This window comes from Micromonospora sp. NBRC 110009 (assembly GCF_030518795.1).
Classification (GTDB): domain Bacteria; phylum Actinomycetota; class Actinomycetes; order Mycobacteriales; family Micromonosporaceae; genus Micromonospora.
In genome coordinates, this window is the sequence record NZ_CP130427.1 from 3307730 (window position 1) to 3321914 (window position 14185).

A 14185-nucleotide genomic window follows, 5' to 3' on the forward strand; every position below is an offset into this window, starting at 1 on the left:
CCGCGGGTCCGGTCAGGGTGCGGCGGCCCGGTCCGCCAGCAGGTCCGCGAGGGTGGTCCGGTCGACCACCAGGGCGATCGCGCCGTCGACCGCCAGCCAGACGTCCCGCAGCCCGGTTGCCACCCCGCGGTAGCCGGTGCGATCCGCGGGCAGGCCCCGGACGCTGGTCAGCGCCCCGCCGACCGCGCGCAGGACATCCCCGACGGTGATCTCCCCGGCGGGGCGGGTGAGGGCGTACCCGCCCTCGGTGCCGCGGTGGCTGTGCAGCAGCCCGGCCCGGCGCAGGTCGAGCAGGATGCCCTGGAGGAAGCTGAGCGGGATGTCCTGGCTCTCGGCGAGGTTCCCGGCCTTGACCAGCTCGCCGCCGGGTCCACCGGTGCCGGTGGACCCGGCCGCGTCGGCGACGGCGAGCATGGCCCGGAGCGCGTAGTCGGCGCGGGCGGAGACGTACACGGCGTCAGTTGCCGGCCTGGTCCAGCACGCCCCACCGCCGGCGGATCGCCTGGTCGACCGCGCCGAAGGCGGCGTCGACGAGCAGCCCGACCACCAGGATGACGATCATGGTGGAGAGCAGCCACGGCGCGTCGGACAGCTCCCGGGCGTAGGTCAGCTGCGCCCCGAGCGAGGTGGTCGAGATGCCCACCACGATCAGCTCGCCGGCCATCAGGCTGCGCCAGGAGAAGGCCCACCCCTGCTTGAGCCCGGCCACGATGGCCGGCAGGGCGGCGGGCGCGACCACGTACCGGTAGAGGTTCAGGCCGCGGGCGCCGAGGTTGCGGCCGGCCCGCACCAGCAGCGGTGGCACGTAGTCGACCCCGCTGATCACCCCGTTGGCGATGGACGGCGCCGCGCCGAGCACCACCACGAAGAAGATGGCCTTCTCGCTCAGCTCGAAGAGCAGGATGGCGAGCGGGAACCAGGCGATCGACGGCATGGTCTGCAACGCGGTGATCATCGAGCCGATGGCCGCGCGGAGCACCCGGAACCGGGCCACCGCGAGGCCGAGCAGCAGACCGACGCCGACCGAGAAGAGGTAACCGACGGCGGCCCGGCGCAGCGTGGTGACGAGGCCCTGCCAGAGCTGCGCGCTCTCGGCCTGCCGGATCAGCTCCTGGCCGACGGTGGCCGGCCCGGGCAGCGAGTACGACGGCCACACCTCGGCCCAGACGACCACCTGCCAGGCCCCGATCGCGATGGCCAGGGCGGCCAGCTTCGGCCAGGTCGACGCCCAGGTCCGGGCGGCCCGGGTGGTGGTCTTCTGCCGGCCGGCGATCTCCAGGGCGTCCAGCCCGGAGATCTCCGCGTCGGTGCGCGGGGACCCGGTGAGGGTGTCACTGGCCATGGCGGCCCACCTCCGTACGCAGCCGGTCGGTGACCTCGGCGGCGATGTTCGCCACCTCCGGGGAGTCGATCCGCCGGGGCCGGGGGACGTCGACCCGGGTGGACCAGATGATCCGTCCGGGTCGGCTGGAGAGCAGGATGATCCGGTCGGCGAGCCGGGCCGCCTCCCGGACGTTGTGGGTCACGAAGAGCACGGTCAGCTTCCGCTCGGACCAGATCCGCTCGAGCTCGTCGTGGAGGATGTCCCGGGTCATCGCGTCGAGCGCGCCGAACGGCTCGTCCATCAGCAGCACCGGGGTGTCCAGGGCGAGGGTGCGGGCCAGCGCGACCCGCTGCCGCATGCCGCCGGAGAGCTGGTGCGGGCGCTTGCGGCCGAAGTCGGCCAGGTGGACGGTGCGCAGCAGTTCGGCGACCCGGGCCTTCCGCTCGGCCCGGGGCAGCCGGCGCAGCTTCAGCGGCACCTCGACGTTGGCCTCGACGGTGAGCCAGGGGAAGAGCGCGGACTCCTGGAACATCAGGCCGGGGTTCGCGTCGTCCAGCTCGATCCGGCCGCCGCTGGGCCGGTCCAGGCCGGCGACCAGGTTGAGCAGCGTGCTCTTGCCGCATCCGGAGGCGCCGACCAGGCAGACGAACTCGCCGGGCTCGACGTCCAGCGACACCCCGTCCAGGGCCAGCACGGCGTTGCCGCCCTGGCCGTACACCTTGGTCACCTCGCGCAGCGCGACCGAGCCGGTCGCGCTGCGCGAGGTCGTCGTGGTCGACGTCACGGCTGGGTGACCTCGGGCTTGCCCTGCGCCTGGAGCACCTCGTTGAGGTACTTCAGGTCGTACAGGCCGTTGAGGTCGACCGGCTCGGTGAGCCCGACGGCGACCGCGTGGTCCAGACCGGTTTTCAGCGACGAGGCGATCGGGTCGTTGGTGAACTCCAGGGTGGGCCAGGCCTGCTTGATCAGCTTCACGTCCAGCGGCTTGCCGGTGATCTTGCCGATGTGGTCCGAGATGGCCTGCTGTGCCTCGTCCGGCTTGGTGTTGACGAACTCGTTCGCCGCGACCTGCCCCTCGACCAGCTTCTTCACCACGTCCGGGTGGGCGGTGAGGAACTTGGTGCTGACCAGCAGGTTGGTGATCACGAACTTCTTGTCCGGCCAGAGGTCCCGCTCGTCGACCAGCACCTTGCCGCCGGCGTTGACCAGCCGGGAGACGAACGGCTCGGGGACCCAGGCGCCGTCGATCGCGCCGCTGGTGAAGGTCTCCACGGTCTGCGCGTTCTCCTGCGGGACGACCTTCACGTCGCCGCCGCCCTCCTTGGTGGTCTGCAGGCCCTTCTCCTTGAGCCAGTAGCGCAGCGCGACGTCCTGGGTGTTGCCGAGCTGCGGCGTGGCGATCTTCCTGCCGCGCAACTGCTCCACCGAGGTGATCTCCGGCTTGACCACCAGCGCGACGCCGCCGGAGGCGGCGCCGGAGACGACCCGGACCGCCTCGCCCTTGGACTTGGAGAAGGCGTTCACGGTCGGGTTCGGGCCGATGTACGTGGCGTCGAGCGCGCCGGAGAAGACCGCCTCGATGGCGGCCGGGCCGGCGTTGAAGGTCTTCGTCTCCAGCTTGACGTCGCTGCCGAGCTTCTCGGCGAAGATGCCCTTCTCCACGCCGACGACGGCCGGCGCGTGGGTGATGTTCGGGAAGTAGCCGAGGCGCAGGGTCACCGGACCGGAGCCGCCGGCGTCGGCGGCGTCGCCGCCGCAGGCCGCGGTGCCCAGGGTGGCCGCGCCGACCGCGACGAGGGTGGCGAGGGAGAGCAGCCGACGGACGGGAAGGCGTCTCATCATGATTCCAATCCACAGTATTCCTACTTAGTTAGTAGGAAGAGTGGGGTAGTGGATGAGCGGCGTCAAGGCCCATCCACGATCCGGGACGGCCGACCTCGGTATTCTCGGCAATTCCCACCTGTCCGGTGGAGTAAGCTGACCCACTCGGGCCACCCTGCGAGCGGCCGGCCGGGGTGCCGGGCCACACCGCCGGTGCGCGCGGGGCCGGCGCGTTAGGGTCGAGGACGTGCCGACGCGGAGAGCGAGAATTCCAGCGACGAAATACCCGGTCGAGCGGTTCACCCTCGACAACGGCCTGCGGGTGGTGCTCACCCCCGACCGCAGCGCCCCCGTCATCGGGGTGGCGGTGGTCTACGACGTCGGTATCCGGTCCGAGCCGGAGGGGCGCACCGGCTTCGCCCACCTCTTCGAGCACCTGATGTTCCAGGGCTCGGAGAACCTGGAGAAGCTGGCCCACTTCCGGCACGTCCAGGGCGCCGGCGGCACCTTCAACGGCTCCACCCACCTGGACTACACCGACTACTTCGAGACGCTGCCGAGCAACGCCCTGGAACGCGCGCTCTTCCTGGAGGCCGACCGGATGCGCGGCCCCCGGCTGACCGAGGAGAACCTGCGCAACCAGGTCGACGTGGTCAAGGAGGAGATCCGGGTCAACGTGCTCAACCGGCCGTACGGCGGATTTCCCTGGCTGACCCTGCCGCCGGTCATGTTCGACACCTTCCCCAACGCCCACGACGGCTACGGCTCCTTCGACGACCTGGAATCGGCCACCGTCGCCGACGCCGCCGACTTCTTCCGCCGCTACTACGCCAGCGGCAACGCGGTCCTCGCGGTCAGCGGCGACATCGACGTGGCCGAGGCGACCGCGCTGATCGAACGGCACTTCGGGGACGTGCCGGCCCGGCCCGCCCCGGCCCGCCCGGACTTCGCCGAGCCCGACCTCACCGTCGAGCGGCGGAAGTCGTACACCGACAAGCTGGCCCCGCTGCCCGCGGTCGCCGGGGCGTGGCGGGTGCCCGACCCGGTGACCAACTTCGCCGGCTACCTGCCGTACGTGGTGCTGGCCGAGGTGCTCACCGACGGGGACGCGTCCCGGCTGGTCGAGCGGCTGGTCCAGCGGGACCGCACGGTCACCAGCCTCGGCGGCTACCTGGGCTTCATGGGCGACCCGTTCGACGTGCGCGACCCCACCGCGCTGCTGCTCCAGGCCCACCTGCCGCCCGGCGGCGACGTGGACAAGGTGCTGCGCACCATCGACGAGGAGCTGGACCGGCTGGCCACCGACGGGCTGACCGAGGGGGAACTGGCCCGCACCCAGGCCCGGATGGCCACCCACCTGCTGCGGGACACCGACGCGGTGCTCGGCCGGGCGCTCCGGATGGCCGTGCTGGAACAGCAGCGCGGCGAACCGGGCCTGCTCAACGAACTGCCCCGGCTGGTCGGCGAGGTGACCGAGGAGCAGATCCAGGCCGCCGCCGCCACCGTGCGGCCGCAGCGCCGCGCGTCCATCGAGGTCATCGCCGGAGGTGCCCGATGACGGCAACCGTGGAGACCGGGACGCGGGCGCTGCCGCCGCTCGGCCCCAACCGCAGGCTCAAGCTGCCGAAGCAGGCCGAGCGCACGCTCGGCAACGGGCTCACCGTGATCGCCGTACGCCGGCCCGCCGTTCCCCTGGTCGAGCTGCGGCTCTGGATGCCGTTCGGGCGGACCCACCTGGCCCGCGGCGCGACGCTGGCGCAGACCGTGCTCTCCGGCACGGCCGAGCTGACCGCCACCCAGATCGCGGCCGAACTGCAGAAGGTCGGCGGCGGCCTCTCCGCCGGCGTCGACCCGGACCGGCTGATGCTCTCCGGAGCCGGCCTGGTCACCGGGCTGGACCGGATGCTGGAGATCCTCGCCGACGTGCTGACCGGGGCGACCTACCCGGCCGACTGGGTGGAGACCGAGCGGGACCGGCTGGTCGACCGGATCCAGGTGGCCCAGAGCCAGCCCGCCCACCTGGCCCGGACCGCGCTGCTCAAGCGGATCTACGGCCGGCACCCGTACGCCGTCCAGACCCCCGAGGCCGACCAGGTCCGGGCGGTCCGCCCGCCGGTCCTGCGCCGGCTGCACGCCGAGCGGGTGCATCCGGCCGGAGCGGTGCTGGTACTGGTCGGCGACGTGCAGCCGGAGCGAGCCGTGGACGCCGCGGAGAAGGCGCTCTCCGGCTGGGACGGGGCGGGGCACGTCGCCGAGCTGCCGCCCGCGCCGCCGCTGGAGCCCGGTCCGCTGCTGCTGGTCGACCGGCCCGGCTCGGTCCAGTCGTCGCTGCGGCTCGCCCTGCCCGCGGTGCCCCGCACCCACCCGGACCACGCCGCGCTGCAACTGGCCAACCTGGTCTTCGGCGGCTACTTCTCCTCCCGCTGGGTGGAGAACATCCGGGAGGACAAGGGCTACACGTACGGGCCGCACTCGCTGATCGAGCACTCGGTGGCCGGATCGGTGCTGGTCGCCGGCGCCGAGGTGGCCACCGAGGTGACCGCCCCCGCGCTGCTGGAGACGATGTACGAGCTGGGCCGGCTGGCCACCCTGCCGCCAAAGCCGGACGAGCTGGAGCAGGCCCGCCAGTACGCCCTCGGAACGCTCCAGCTCGGCATGTCCACCCAGGCCGGGCTGGCCTCGCTGACCAGCGCGTACGCCGGCAACGGGCTGCGCCTGGACTTCCTCGCCGAGCACGCCGCCCGGCTGGCGAAGGCGACCGTGGACGACGTGGCCGAGGTGGCGGCGCGCTACCTCGCCCCGGCGAAGGCGGTCACCGTCGTGCTCGGCGACGCGGAGCGGGTGGCGGACTCCCTCGCCACCCTCACCCCGGTGCGTACGGAGTCGGCGTGAGCGAGCGGAGCGAGCGAACCAGGTGGCTCAGCAGCGAGGCGGCGGCGTGAGCGGCGAGCCCGCCCCGCCGCTGGCCCGCTCCACGCTGGACCGCGCGGCGCACCGGCGTACCGATCCGGACTGGCTCGCCGAGGCGTGGGAGCGGGCCCGGGTGCTGGTGCTGGACTCGGCCGACGACGGCCGGGCCCTGGTGCGCGGTCCGGCGGCCCCGCCGGAGCTGGTGCTGGTCGGCCCCGGCGAGCTGCCCGCGGTGCCCCGCTCGGTGCCGATGTTCCTCGGCGTCGAGCCGGACGGCGTACCGGTCTTCGCGGTGGACGCCCCCCTGCCGGAGTTGCCCGGCACCCGGCGGGCCAACCTTCGCGAGGTGGGTCACCTCCTGGTCGACCGGGACGCGGGCATCTTCACCACCGCGCTGGCCCTGATGAACTGGCACGTCCGACACGGCTACTCGTCGGTCACCGGGCACCCGACCCGGGCGGACGAGGCCGGCTGGTCGCGGGTGGACCCGGCCGGCACGCGGGTCTGGCCGCACACCGACCCGGCCATGATCGTGCTGGTCCACGACGGGGTGGCCGGTCCGGAGGGACGCTGCCTGCTCGGCAACAACGCCACCTGGCCGCGGAGCCCGGGCAAGCGCCGCTACTCCTGCCTGGCCGGCTACATCGAGCCCGGGGAGTCGGCCGAGGCCGCCGTGCTCCGGGAGGTCCGCGAGGAGGTCGGCATCGGGGTCGAGGGGATGGCGTACGCCGGCAGCCAGTCCTGGCCGTTCCCCGGCTCGCTGATGCTCGGCTTCCTGGCCCGCGCGGACGCCGACGAGCCGATCCGGGTCGACCCGGCGGAGATCGCCCACGCCCGCTGGTTCACCCGGCGGGAGATCGGCACGGCCCTGGCCGGCGAGTCGGTCGAGGCGGACGGCGGCGATCTGCTGGTGCTCCCGCCGCCGTCCTCGATCGCCCTGTTCCTGATCCACCGTTGGCTGGACGGCCACTGCTGACCCGGAACGCGGCCCCGGCCCGCGACCGTCGTTGCCGCGGCGGTCACGGGCCGGGGGCACGGGCCGCCGTGGCCGGGTGAGGCGAGGAACGCGGCGGGGGAGCCGGTCCGACCACGACGGACGTCAGCTGTGGGTCAACTGCCGGCCCAGCGGTACGACCAGGCCGGGTCCGGGTCGGGGTCCGCGATCGGGAGCACCTTGACCCGGTGCCGGCCGGCGCGGACGGCCCCCACGGAGGCCAGCGCCCGGGCCAGCAGCAGGGCGGCCTCCCGGTCCTCGGCGTGGACGACCTGGCGGCGCGGCTCCGGCGCGGTGGTCTCGTCCCGCAGTCGACCACCACCGGCCCAGACGGCCGCGATGTCGGTGTCGGCGACGGATCGGATCTCGGTGCGGACGATCAGGAACCGCATGAGTGTCCCCCGGGTACGGATGGACGGATTACGCGCTGGAACTTCCACGTCACTCGTTCGTCATGTTACGCCGGGTGGTCGTCCCAGCAAGTGAAACTCGACGATTGTTCGAGGCGTAGACCGTTCGGGGGAGCCCAGGTCAGCACGCTGGTCCCGGGTGGACATGCGAAGGGCCGCCGGCACCGAGCCGACGGCCCCTCGTGTTCGCCGGATCAGTTCAGGTCGAACTGCCCGTTCTTCGCGCCGGCGATGAAGCCCAGCCATCCGGCCCGGTTGAACAGCAGCACCGGCCCGCCGCGATCCTTGCTGTCGCGGAGCGCCACCGCCGCCGGCCCGGTACGCAGGGGCGCGACCTCGACGCAGTTCGAGGTCTGGCTCCGGGTGCTCTTGCGCCAGGCGGCGTCGGCGAGCTGCCGCGCGCGGCCGGGCGAGCTGTTGCGGATCTCGTTCATGGTTCTGCTCCTGGTCTGAGTGCTCCGATGGGGACGAGTGACGCCGCAGGCCGGACGGCCGGTCCTGGCTGGATCACCGGTCCGTCGCGAGGCGCCCCGAGTTGCGGCGGCGCTGGACCGGCGCCGTTGCCGGCCCGTGCGCCACTGTGGACTCGGCTGCCGTCTCGGGCCGTCCCGTCGCCTCGAAGAGCCAGGAGAGGGTGTCCGATGCGGAGAGCGCTGCCGAGCATAGCCACTCGAACACCACTTTATAGCGATTTAGGGTGTTTGCCTCGGTCGACATGACGTCGGTGAAGCCGCCTTCGATGGCCAGGGTCTCCGGATCGAGCGGGTCGGCGAACCGGTAGACCGAGAAGGCGGTCGGTGGGAGGTAGTAGTCGCCGACCCGGGTGTCGCGCAGCAGCAGGCGCAGGGTGACGTTCGGCAGTACGGCCAGCTCGCAGAGGTGCGCGAGTTGCTCGTGCAGCACCTCGGGCGGGCCGGCCCGCCGGCCGAGCGCCGCCTCCTCCAGCACCGCCGTGTAGCGCGGCGCGTCGGGGCGGGTGAGCAGCGACTGCCGGGCCTGGCGCGCGCGTACCTCGGTCTCCGGGGCCTCGCCGGCCTCCGGGTCGCCGGCCTGCGCCGCCACCCGCGCCGCGGACAGGATCCGGTGCCGGGCGTACCCGGGTGTCTGGAGCAGCCCGGGGACCAGCACCGGGTTGTACTCCGAGATCTCCGCGCAGCCCGCCTCCAGCTCGGCGAAGCCACGCTGCTGCTCGGTCATCACCGGGAAGTTCTTCAACCAGCCGCGCATGTCGCCGGCCTCCTGCGTGATCGCGAGCAGCTCCTGGCGTTGCGCGTCGGCCGCGTCGTAGAGGGTCAGCAGCACGCCGACGTCGTCCGGGTCGGGGCGGCTGCGCCCGTTCTCCAGTCGGGACAGCTTGGACGCGGACGCCCAGCCGATCCGCTCGATGACCTGGTCCCCGGTGAGCCCGGCCTGCTCACGCAGCCGGCGCAGCTCGGTGCCGAGCCTGCGACGGCGCAGGATCGGGCCTGGTGCGGCAGGAGGCACGGTGTCCTCTTCTCGGTCGACCGTCGCGGGACGCGGCGGTAACTGTATGAAATTCGCCCCCAACGGTCAGTATGGACGGCGCGACCAGCGCCGGAGCTCCCGGTGAGGGCGTGTCTTCCGACAAAAGAGGACCGTGGAGGGGTGCTCGACGCTCCGGACGGGGAGGTCCGGGGCCCGACGACCGACCCCGACGCGCCCGCCGAGGGCGCATCCCCCCGCCGGAGGGAACCGATGCGCACCGTCCTGCGCCGACCCGACTTCCGTCTGCTCTTCGCCGCGGTGCTGGCCAGCATGGCGGCCGAGTCCGTGTTGCTGCTGGCCCTCGCCGTCTGGGTGAAGGACCTCACCGGAGCGGACGGCATGGCCGGGGCGACGATCTTCGCCATCATCGCGCCGATGACGCTGGCGCCGCTGGTCGGCTGGCTGGTCGACCGCTACCGCCGCCGGCCGTTCTTCGTGGTCGCCAACCTCGGCGCGGCGGTGCTGCTCGGCCCGCTCCTCGCGGTTCGGGACCGGGCCGACGTCTGGATCATCTACGTGGTGGCGGTGCTGTACGGGCTGTCGTACATCACGTTGAGCGCGGTGCTGAGCGGGCTGATCCAGCACCTGGTGCCCAGCGAGCTGCTGGCCGACGCCAACGGCGTGCTGCAGACCGTCCGGCAGGGCCTGCGGCTGGTCGGCCCGCTCGCCGGGGCGGGGATCTACGCCGCCGTCGGTGGCTGGCTGCTGGTGGCCCTCGCGATGACCGGCTTCCTCGCCGCCGCGGCCGTCGTCGGCCTGCTCCGGGTCACCGAGACCGCGCCGGGCGGCGCCGACCTGCGCTGGCCGGCCGAGCTGGGGGCCGGGCTGCGGCACCTGTCCGGCGAGCCGGCGCTGCGCCGGGCCCTGCTCGGCTACGGGCTGGGCTCGCTGGTGATGGGCTTCACCGAGTCGCTGATCTTCGCGTACGTCGACCAGGGGCTGCGCCGGGACGTGGCGTTCGTCGGCGTGCTGGTCACCGTGCAGGGGATCGGCGGGCTGGTCGGCGGGCTGCTCTCGGCGACCGTGGTGCGCCGGACCGGGGAGGTGGGCACGCTCGCCGCCGGGGTGACCTTCTTCGGGCCGGCCGCGCTGGCGCTGGCGTACCCCCGGCTCTGGCTGGGTGTGCTGGCGCTGCTGCTGGCCGGGGTGTCGCTGCCGCTGACCATGGTGGGGCTGAACACGCTGGTCCAGCGGCGCACCCCGCCCGGGCTGCTCGGTCGGGTCGCCGCCGCGTCGGAGGCGCTGGTCAGCGGCCCGCAGGCGGTCTCCATCGGCACCGGCGCGCTGCTCGTCGGCGTCCTCGACTACCGCCTGCTCTTCGCCCTGGTCGGGGTGGTCACCATCGCGGCCGGCCTCTACCTGTGGCGCGGCCGCCGGCTCACCCCGCCGTCCGTGCCCGTCCGCCGGCCCGTCCCCGCTCCCCGCCGCCCGGTGGAGGCCGCCCTGGCGGCCGTGGTCGGCGATCACGAGGTGGTCGCCGCGACCCGCTGTCGGCGGGCGCGGTGACTCCCGGCCGACGCACAGGAGCGGCCGGCCCAGGTGGGGCGGCCGCTCCTGTCGGGTACGGGTGGGGTCAGCCGGCGATGCCGGCGAGGTGCTGCTTGACCTGGATGATCGAGGGGTTGGTCAGGGCACTGCCGTCGTCGAAGCGCAGCGTCGGCACGGTCTGGTTGCCGCCGTTGACGCTCATCACGAACTCCGCGGCCTTCGTGTCCTGCTCGATGTCGACCACCTCGTACGCGATGCCCTCCCGGTCGAGCTGCGACTTCAGCCGGTGGCAGTAGCCGCACCACGAGGTGGAATACATCGTCAACATGGTCAGGTCCTCCAAGGGGTGGCTCTCGCGCCCGGTCCGGGTCAGGCCAGGCTAACCGCTGCAACATCGCCGGCGGCTGGAATGATTCCTGGCTGTGGTGGTTCACTCAGCGGCGCAACGCGTGCTGGCCGGACTGGATCCGGAGCAGCGCTCCGCGGTGACCGCCTCGGCCGGCCCGGTCTGCATCCTGGCCGGCGCCGGGACCGGCAAGACCCGGGCGGTGACCTCGCGGATCGCCCACCGCGCGCTCAGCGGGGAGATCTCCGCCCGGCATGTGCTGGCGGTCACCTTCACCGCCCGCGCCGCCGCCGAGATGCGGGCCCGGCTCACCGCGCTGGGGGTCGGCGGTGTCCAGGCCCGCACCTTCCATGCCGCCGCGCTGCGCCAGGTGCGCTACTTCGCGCCCCGCCTGCTCGAGGGGCGGGCCATGCCGGAGCTGTTGGACAGCAAGGTCCGGGTGGTCACCCTGGCCGCCGCCAAGGTCGGCCTGCGCGCCGACCGGGCCGCCGCCCGCGACCTGGCCGGCGAGATCGAGTGGGCCAAGTCGTCGCTGGTCGAGCCGGGCGAGTACGTGGTGGCCGCGGCCAAGGCGCTGCGCGAGACCCCGTACGAGCCGACGAAGGTGGCCGAGGTCTTCGCCGCGTACGAGCGGCTCAAGCGCGGCAACGGAGTGATCGACTTCGAGGACATGCTGCGCGCCGCCGTCTGGGGGATCGAGGAACACACCGACGTCGCCGAGCAGGTCCGGGGCCAGTACCGGCACTTCGTCGTCGACGAGTACCAGGACGTCAACCCGCTCCAGCAGCGGCTGCTGGAGGCGTGGCTCGGCGGCCGGGACGACCTCACCGTGGTCGGCGACGCCAGCCAGACCATCTACTCGTTCACCGGCGCCACCTCGTCCTACCTGGTCGACTTCCCGCGCCGCTACCGCGGCGCCACGGTGGTCCGGCTGGTCCGCGACTACCGCTCCACCCCGCAGGTGGTCGGGCTGGCCAACGCGGTGATCTCCCAGGCCCGGGGCAGCGAGGCGCGGCTGCGGCTGGAGCTGCACGGCCAGCGCCCACCGGGCCCGGAACCCGAGCTGCGGATCTTCACGGACGAGCCGGCCGAGGCCAACGCGGTCGCCGCCCGGTGCCGGGCGCTGGTCGACGGGGGCACCCCGGCCCGGGAGATCGCGGTGCTGTTCCGCACCAACGCGCAGTCCGAGGCGTACGAGAAGGCGCTCACCGAGGCCGAGGTGCCGTACGTGGTGCAGGGGGCGGAACGCTTCTTCGAACGGCCCGAGGTGCGCCAGGCGATGGTGGCGTTGCGGGCCGCCACCCGGTCCATCCCGGGCGAGACCCCGCTGCCAGCCGCCGTCGTGGAGGGGCTCGGCGCGGTGGGCTGGGCCCCGGACGCGCCCCCGGCCGGCGGCGCCGCCCGGGAGCGGTGGGAGGCGCTCGCCGCCCTGGTCCAGCTCGCCGAGGAGTACGCGGCGACGCCCGAGGTGGTGCCGATCGGGGAGGCCGTGGCCATCGAGCGGCCGGTGACGCTGGCCGACTTCAACGAGGAACTGGCGCGCCGGGCGGCCCAGCAGCACGTGCCCACGGTCGAGGGGGTGACCCTGGCCTCGCTGCACTCGGCCAAGGGCCTGGAGTGGGACGCGGTCTTCCTGGTCGGCCTCGCCGAGGGCACCCTCCCCACCACGTACGCGAAGACCCCGGAGCAGGTCGAGGAGGAGCGGCGGCTGCTCTACGTCGGGATCACCCGGGCGCGGGAGTGGCTCTGGCTGTCGTACGCCGCGGCCCGGTCGCCGGGTGGGCGGGCCCGGCGGCCCTCTCGCTTCCTGCCGCAGCTCGACCGCTCCGGCGGCGGCGAGCGGGCCGGCGCGGGCGCGGCCCGGCGGACCGAGCGGCGGCGCACCCAGGTGGTCTCCTGCCGGATCTGCGGGGCCACCCTGCTCGCCGGCGCGGACCGGAAGCTGGGGCGCTGCCCGACCTGTCCGTCCGATATCGACGAAGAGCTGTACGAGCGGCTGCGCGAGTGGCGGCAGCGGGTGGCCGGGGCGCAGAAGGTGCCGCCGTACGTCGTCTTCACCGACGCCACGCTCACCGCGCTGGCCGAGCGGAAGCCGGGCCGCACCGAGGAGCTGATCGCGATCGCCGGAATCGGCCCCCGCAAACTGGGACTTTACGGGGATACGGTGCTGGCCCTGGTGGCCGGCGCACCGGTCGACGAGGTCTGCCCGCAGAAAAGTTTCGAAATCTAGCCGTAAATCGTTTGCCCTCGCCTGCGGGCGAGGAATAGCCTCAGGACACACCTCGCGAGCGGCATCATTTTGGCTGCTCACGGGGGATGAGTCCATGGTCGGCACGAGGAACGTTGAGGGAGGTGGCACCCGTGGAGATCTTCACCTATGAGCGTCCGGCGGCGATGCCAGCTGCCCGCGCTCCGCTGTCGTCCGTCCGGGTGGCCCTTGCCGCTCGACCGTCGGCTCCGCAGGTGCACCAGGCCCAGGTTCAGGCCGAGCTGAACCTGACCGTCGCGCCGCTGGCGGAGATCGAGGGGACCAGTGGCTTCACGGGCATGGGCATCGGTGACGTCAAGAAGCGCACGGATGTCCGCGGCGTTCCACCTCGAGGTAGACCGGTCTGATCCAGACCACCGGCTCACCTCGAGGCCGCGGAACCCGCATACCGGGATCCGCGGCCTCAGTTTTTTTGCCGAAGTACGTCGGAAATGCGATCCACGAGATCGAAGTGAGAGAGAGGTGACCGGAGGATGAGTCTGGCGTTGGCCCCGCTCGACGTGAGCGTCGAGGTGGAGGCGAACCTGCCCTGCCGGAAGTTCGACCCCGACCTGTGGTTCTCCGACTCGCCTGCCGAGCTCGAGCTGGCCAAGTCGCTCTGCGGGGACTGCCCGCTGCGCGTCGAGTGCCTTGCCGGCGCGGTGGAGCGGGCCGAGCCCTGGGGCGTCTGGGGCGGCGAGATCTTCGAGCGTGGCGCGGTCGTTCCGCGCAAGCGGCCCCGGGGCCGTCCGCGCAAGGAGGACCTCGCCCGTGACGCCCAGCTTCGGGTCGAGGCGGAGGCGCGACTGGCGGCCAGCGGGCTGTCCGAGTCGCGTAGCTCCGTCCGGCTGGCAGCCTGACACAACCCCGTTCCAACGTCCCCGCCGGTGACCTCACCGGCCGCGAGAAAGCCGAAATCGATGCTGCACCTGCCGAATGGAACCGAGATGCAACTACTCCACGAAGCGTTGTCCCGGGCTCGAATGCGCCGGCCTCAGGCCGGCACCACCACGAGCACTGAGGCAACCCGTTCCGCCCGTACCGTCGCGATGAAGAGCCGCAGCCAGTCGGCTCGCGACCTGGGCGTTCTCTAGATCCCCACACCACGGAAGGGGCGGTGACCGGATGGTCACCGCCC

At 73.0% G+C, this 14185-nt stretch carries 15 protein-coding genes; 7 read left to right on the forward strand and 8 right to left on the reverse strand.

The features are described from left to right. Positions 1-12 precede the first annotated feature (12 nt). From Q2K19_RS15880 to Q2K19_RS15895, 4 genes are read right to left on the reverse strand one after another with little or no spacing between them, the layout of a single operon-like run. Positions 13-453: an RrF2 family transcriptional regulator gene (locus tag Q2K19_RS15880; protein WP_302771855.1), complete on the reverse strand. Its 441-nt coding sequence runs from the start codon at positions 451-453 to the stop codon at positions 13-15. 4 nt (positions 454-457) lie between these two features. Continuing rightward, positions 458-1342 carry an ABC transporter permease gene (locus Q2K19_RS15885; RefSeq protein ID WP_302771857.1) on the reverse strand — a complete coding sequence of 295 codons (885 nt, stop codon included), beginning with the start codon at positions 1340-1342 and terminating at the stop codon, positions 458-460. Continuing rightward, entirely contained in the window at positions 1332-2108 is a 777-nt protein-coding gene (locus Q2K19_RS15890) for an ABC transporter ATP-binding protein (RefSeq protein WP_302771859.1), read from the reverse strand. The genes Q2K19_RS15885 and Q2K19_RS15890 overlap by 11 nt, the downstream gene beginning before the upstream one ends. Then, the gene (locus Q2K19_RS15895) at positions 2105-3163 is read right to left on the reverse strand and encodes an ABC transporter substrate-binding protein (RefSeq protein ID WP_368046147.1); all 1059 of its coding nucleotides are present in this window, start codon (positions 3161-3163) and stop codon (positions 2105-2107) included. Before Q2K19_RS15895 ends, Q2K19_RS15890 begins: the two co-directional genes overlap by 4 nt. Positions 3164-3392: 229 nt before the next feature. Here Q2K19_RS15895 and Q2K19_RS15900 point away from each other — a divergent pair, with 229 nt between their 5' ends. The 3 genes from Q2K19_RS15900 to nudC are packed head-to-tail and all read left to right on the forward strand — an operon-like array spanning position 3393 to position 7031. Further along, entirely contained in the window at positions 3393-4703 is a 1311-nt protein-coding gene (locus tag Q2K19_RS15900; RefSeq protein ID WP_302771863.1) for a M16 family metallopeptidase, read from the forward strand. After that, the gene (locus Q2K19_RS15905; RefSeq protein ID WP_302771865.1) at positions 4700-6037 is read left to right on the forward strand and encodes a M16 family metallopeptidase; all 1338 of its coding nucleotides are present in this window, start codon (positions 4700-4702) and stop codon (positions 6035-6037) included. The genes Q2K19_RS15900 and Q2K19_RS15905 overlap by 4 nt, the downstream gene beginning before the upstream one ends. A gap of 46 nt (positions 6038-6083) precedes the next feature. Then, positions 6084-7031: an NAD(+) diphosphatase gene (gene nudC, locus Q2K19_RS15910; RefSeq protein WP_302771867.1), complete on the forward strand. Its 948-nt coding sequence runs from the start codon at positions 6084-6086 to the stop codon at positions 7029-7031. A 134-nt stretch (positions 7032-7165) separates the two neighbouring features. On the opposite strand, the gene Q2K19_RS15915 is transcribed toward nudC, so the two are convergent. From Q2K19_RS15915 to Q2K19_RS15925, 3 genes are all read right to left on the reverse strand, one after another. After that, entirely contained in the window at positions 7166-7441 is a 276-nt protein-coding gene (locus tag Q2K19_RS15915; RefSeq protein ID WP_302771868.1) for a hypothetical protein, read from the reverse strand. A gap of 212 nt (positions 7442-7653) precedes the next feature. Continuing rightward, positions 7654-7893: a DUF397 domain-containing protein gene (locus Q2K19_RS15920; RefSeq protein WP_302771870.1), complete on the reverse strand. Its 240-nt coding sequence runs from the start codon at positions 7891-7893 to the stop codon at positions 7654-7656. A gap of 73 nt (positions 7894-7966) precedes the next feature. Beyond that, complete coding sequence (locus Q2K19_RS15925) at positions 7967-8944, reverse strand: helix-turn-helix domain-containing protein (protein WP_302771871.1); 978 nt, start codon at positions 8942-8944, stop codon at positions 7967-7969. A gap of 231 nt (positions 8945-9175) precedes the next feature. Between Q2K19_RS15925 and Q2K19_RS15930 the strand changes: the two genes are divergently transcribed. Continuing rightward, positions 9176-10471, forward strand: a complete 1296-nt coding sequence (locus Q2K19_RS15930; RefSeq protein WP_302771873.1) for an MFS transporter — start codon at positions 9176-9178, stop codon at positions 10469-10471. A gap of 67 nt (positions 10472-10538) precedes the next feature. Here the strand turns inward: Q2K19_RS15930 and Q2K19_RS15935 are convergent, their stop codons facing one another. Beyond that, the gene (locus Q2K19_RS15935; protein WP_302771874.1) at positions 10539-10781 is read right to left on the reverse strand and encodes a mycoredoxin; all 243 of its coding nucleotides are present in this window, start codon (positions 10779-10781) and stop codon (positions 10539-10541) included. A 94-nt stretch (positions 10782-10875) separates the two neighbouring features. Between Q2K19_RS15935 and Q2K19_RS15940 the strand changes: the two genes are divergently transcribed. The 3 genes from Q2K19_RS15940 (at position 10876) to Q2K19_RS15950 (ending at position 13907) form a co-directional block, all read left to right on the forward strand. Continuing rightward, positions 10876-13029 (forward strand): ATP-dependent DNA helicase UvrD2, encoded by a 2154-nt coding sequence (locus Q2K19_RS15940; protein ID WP_302771875.1) that lies wholly within the window; start codon positions 10876-10878, stop codon positions 13027-13029. Between the two features lie 131 nt (positions 13030-13160). After that, positions 13161-13415, forward strand: a complete 255-nt coding sequence (locus Q2K19_RS15945) for a hypothetical protein (protein WP_302771877.1) — start codon at positions 13161-13163, stop codon at positions 13413-13415. Between the two features lie 126 nt (positions 13416-13541). Next, positions 13542-13907 (forward strand): WhiB family transcriptional regulator, encoded by a 366-nt coding sequence (locus Q2K19_RS15950; protein WP_091262418.1) that lies wholly within the window; start codon positions 13542-13544, stop codon positions 13905-13907. Positions 13908-14185 lie beyond the last annotated feature (278 nt).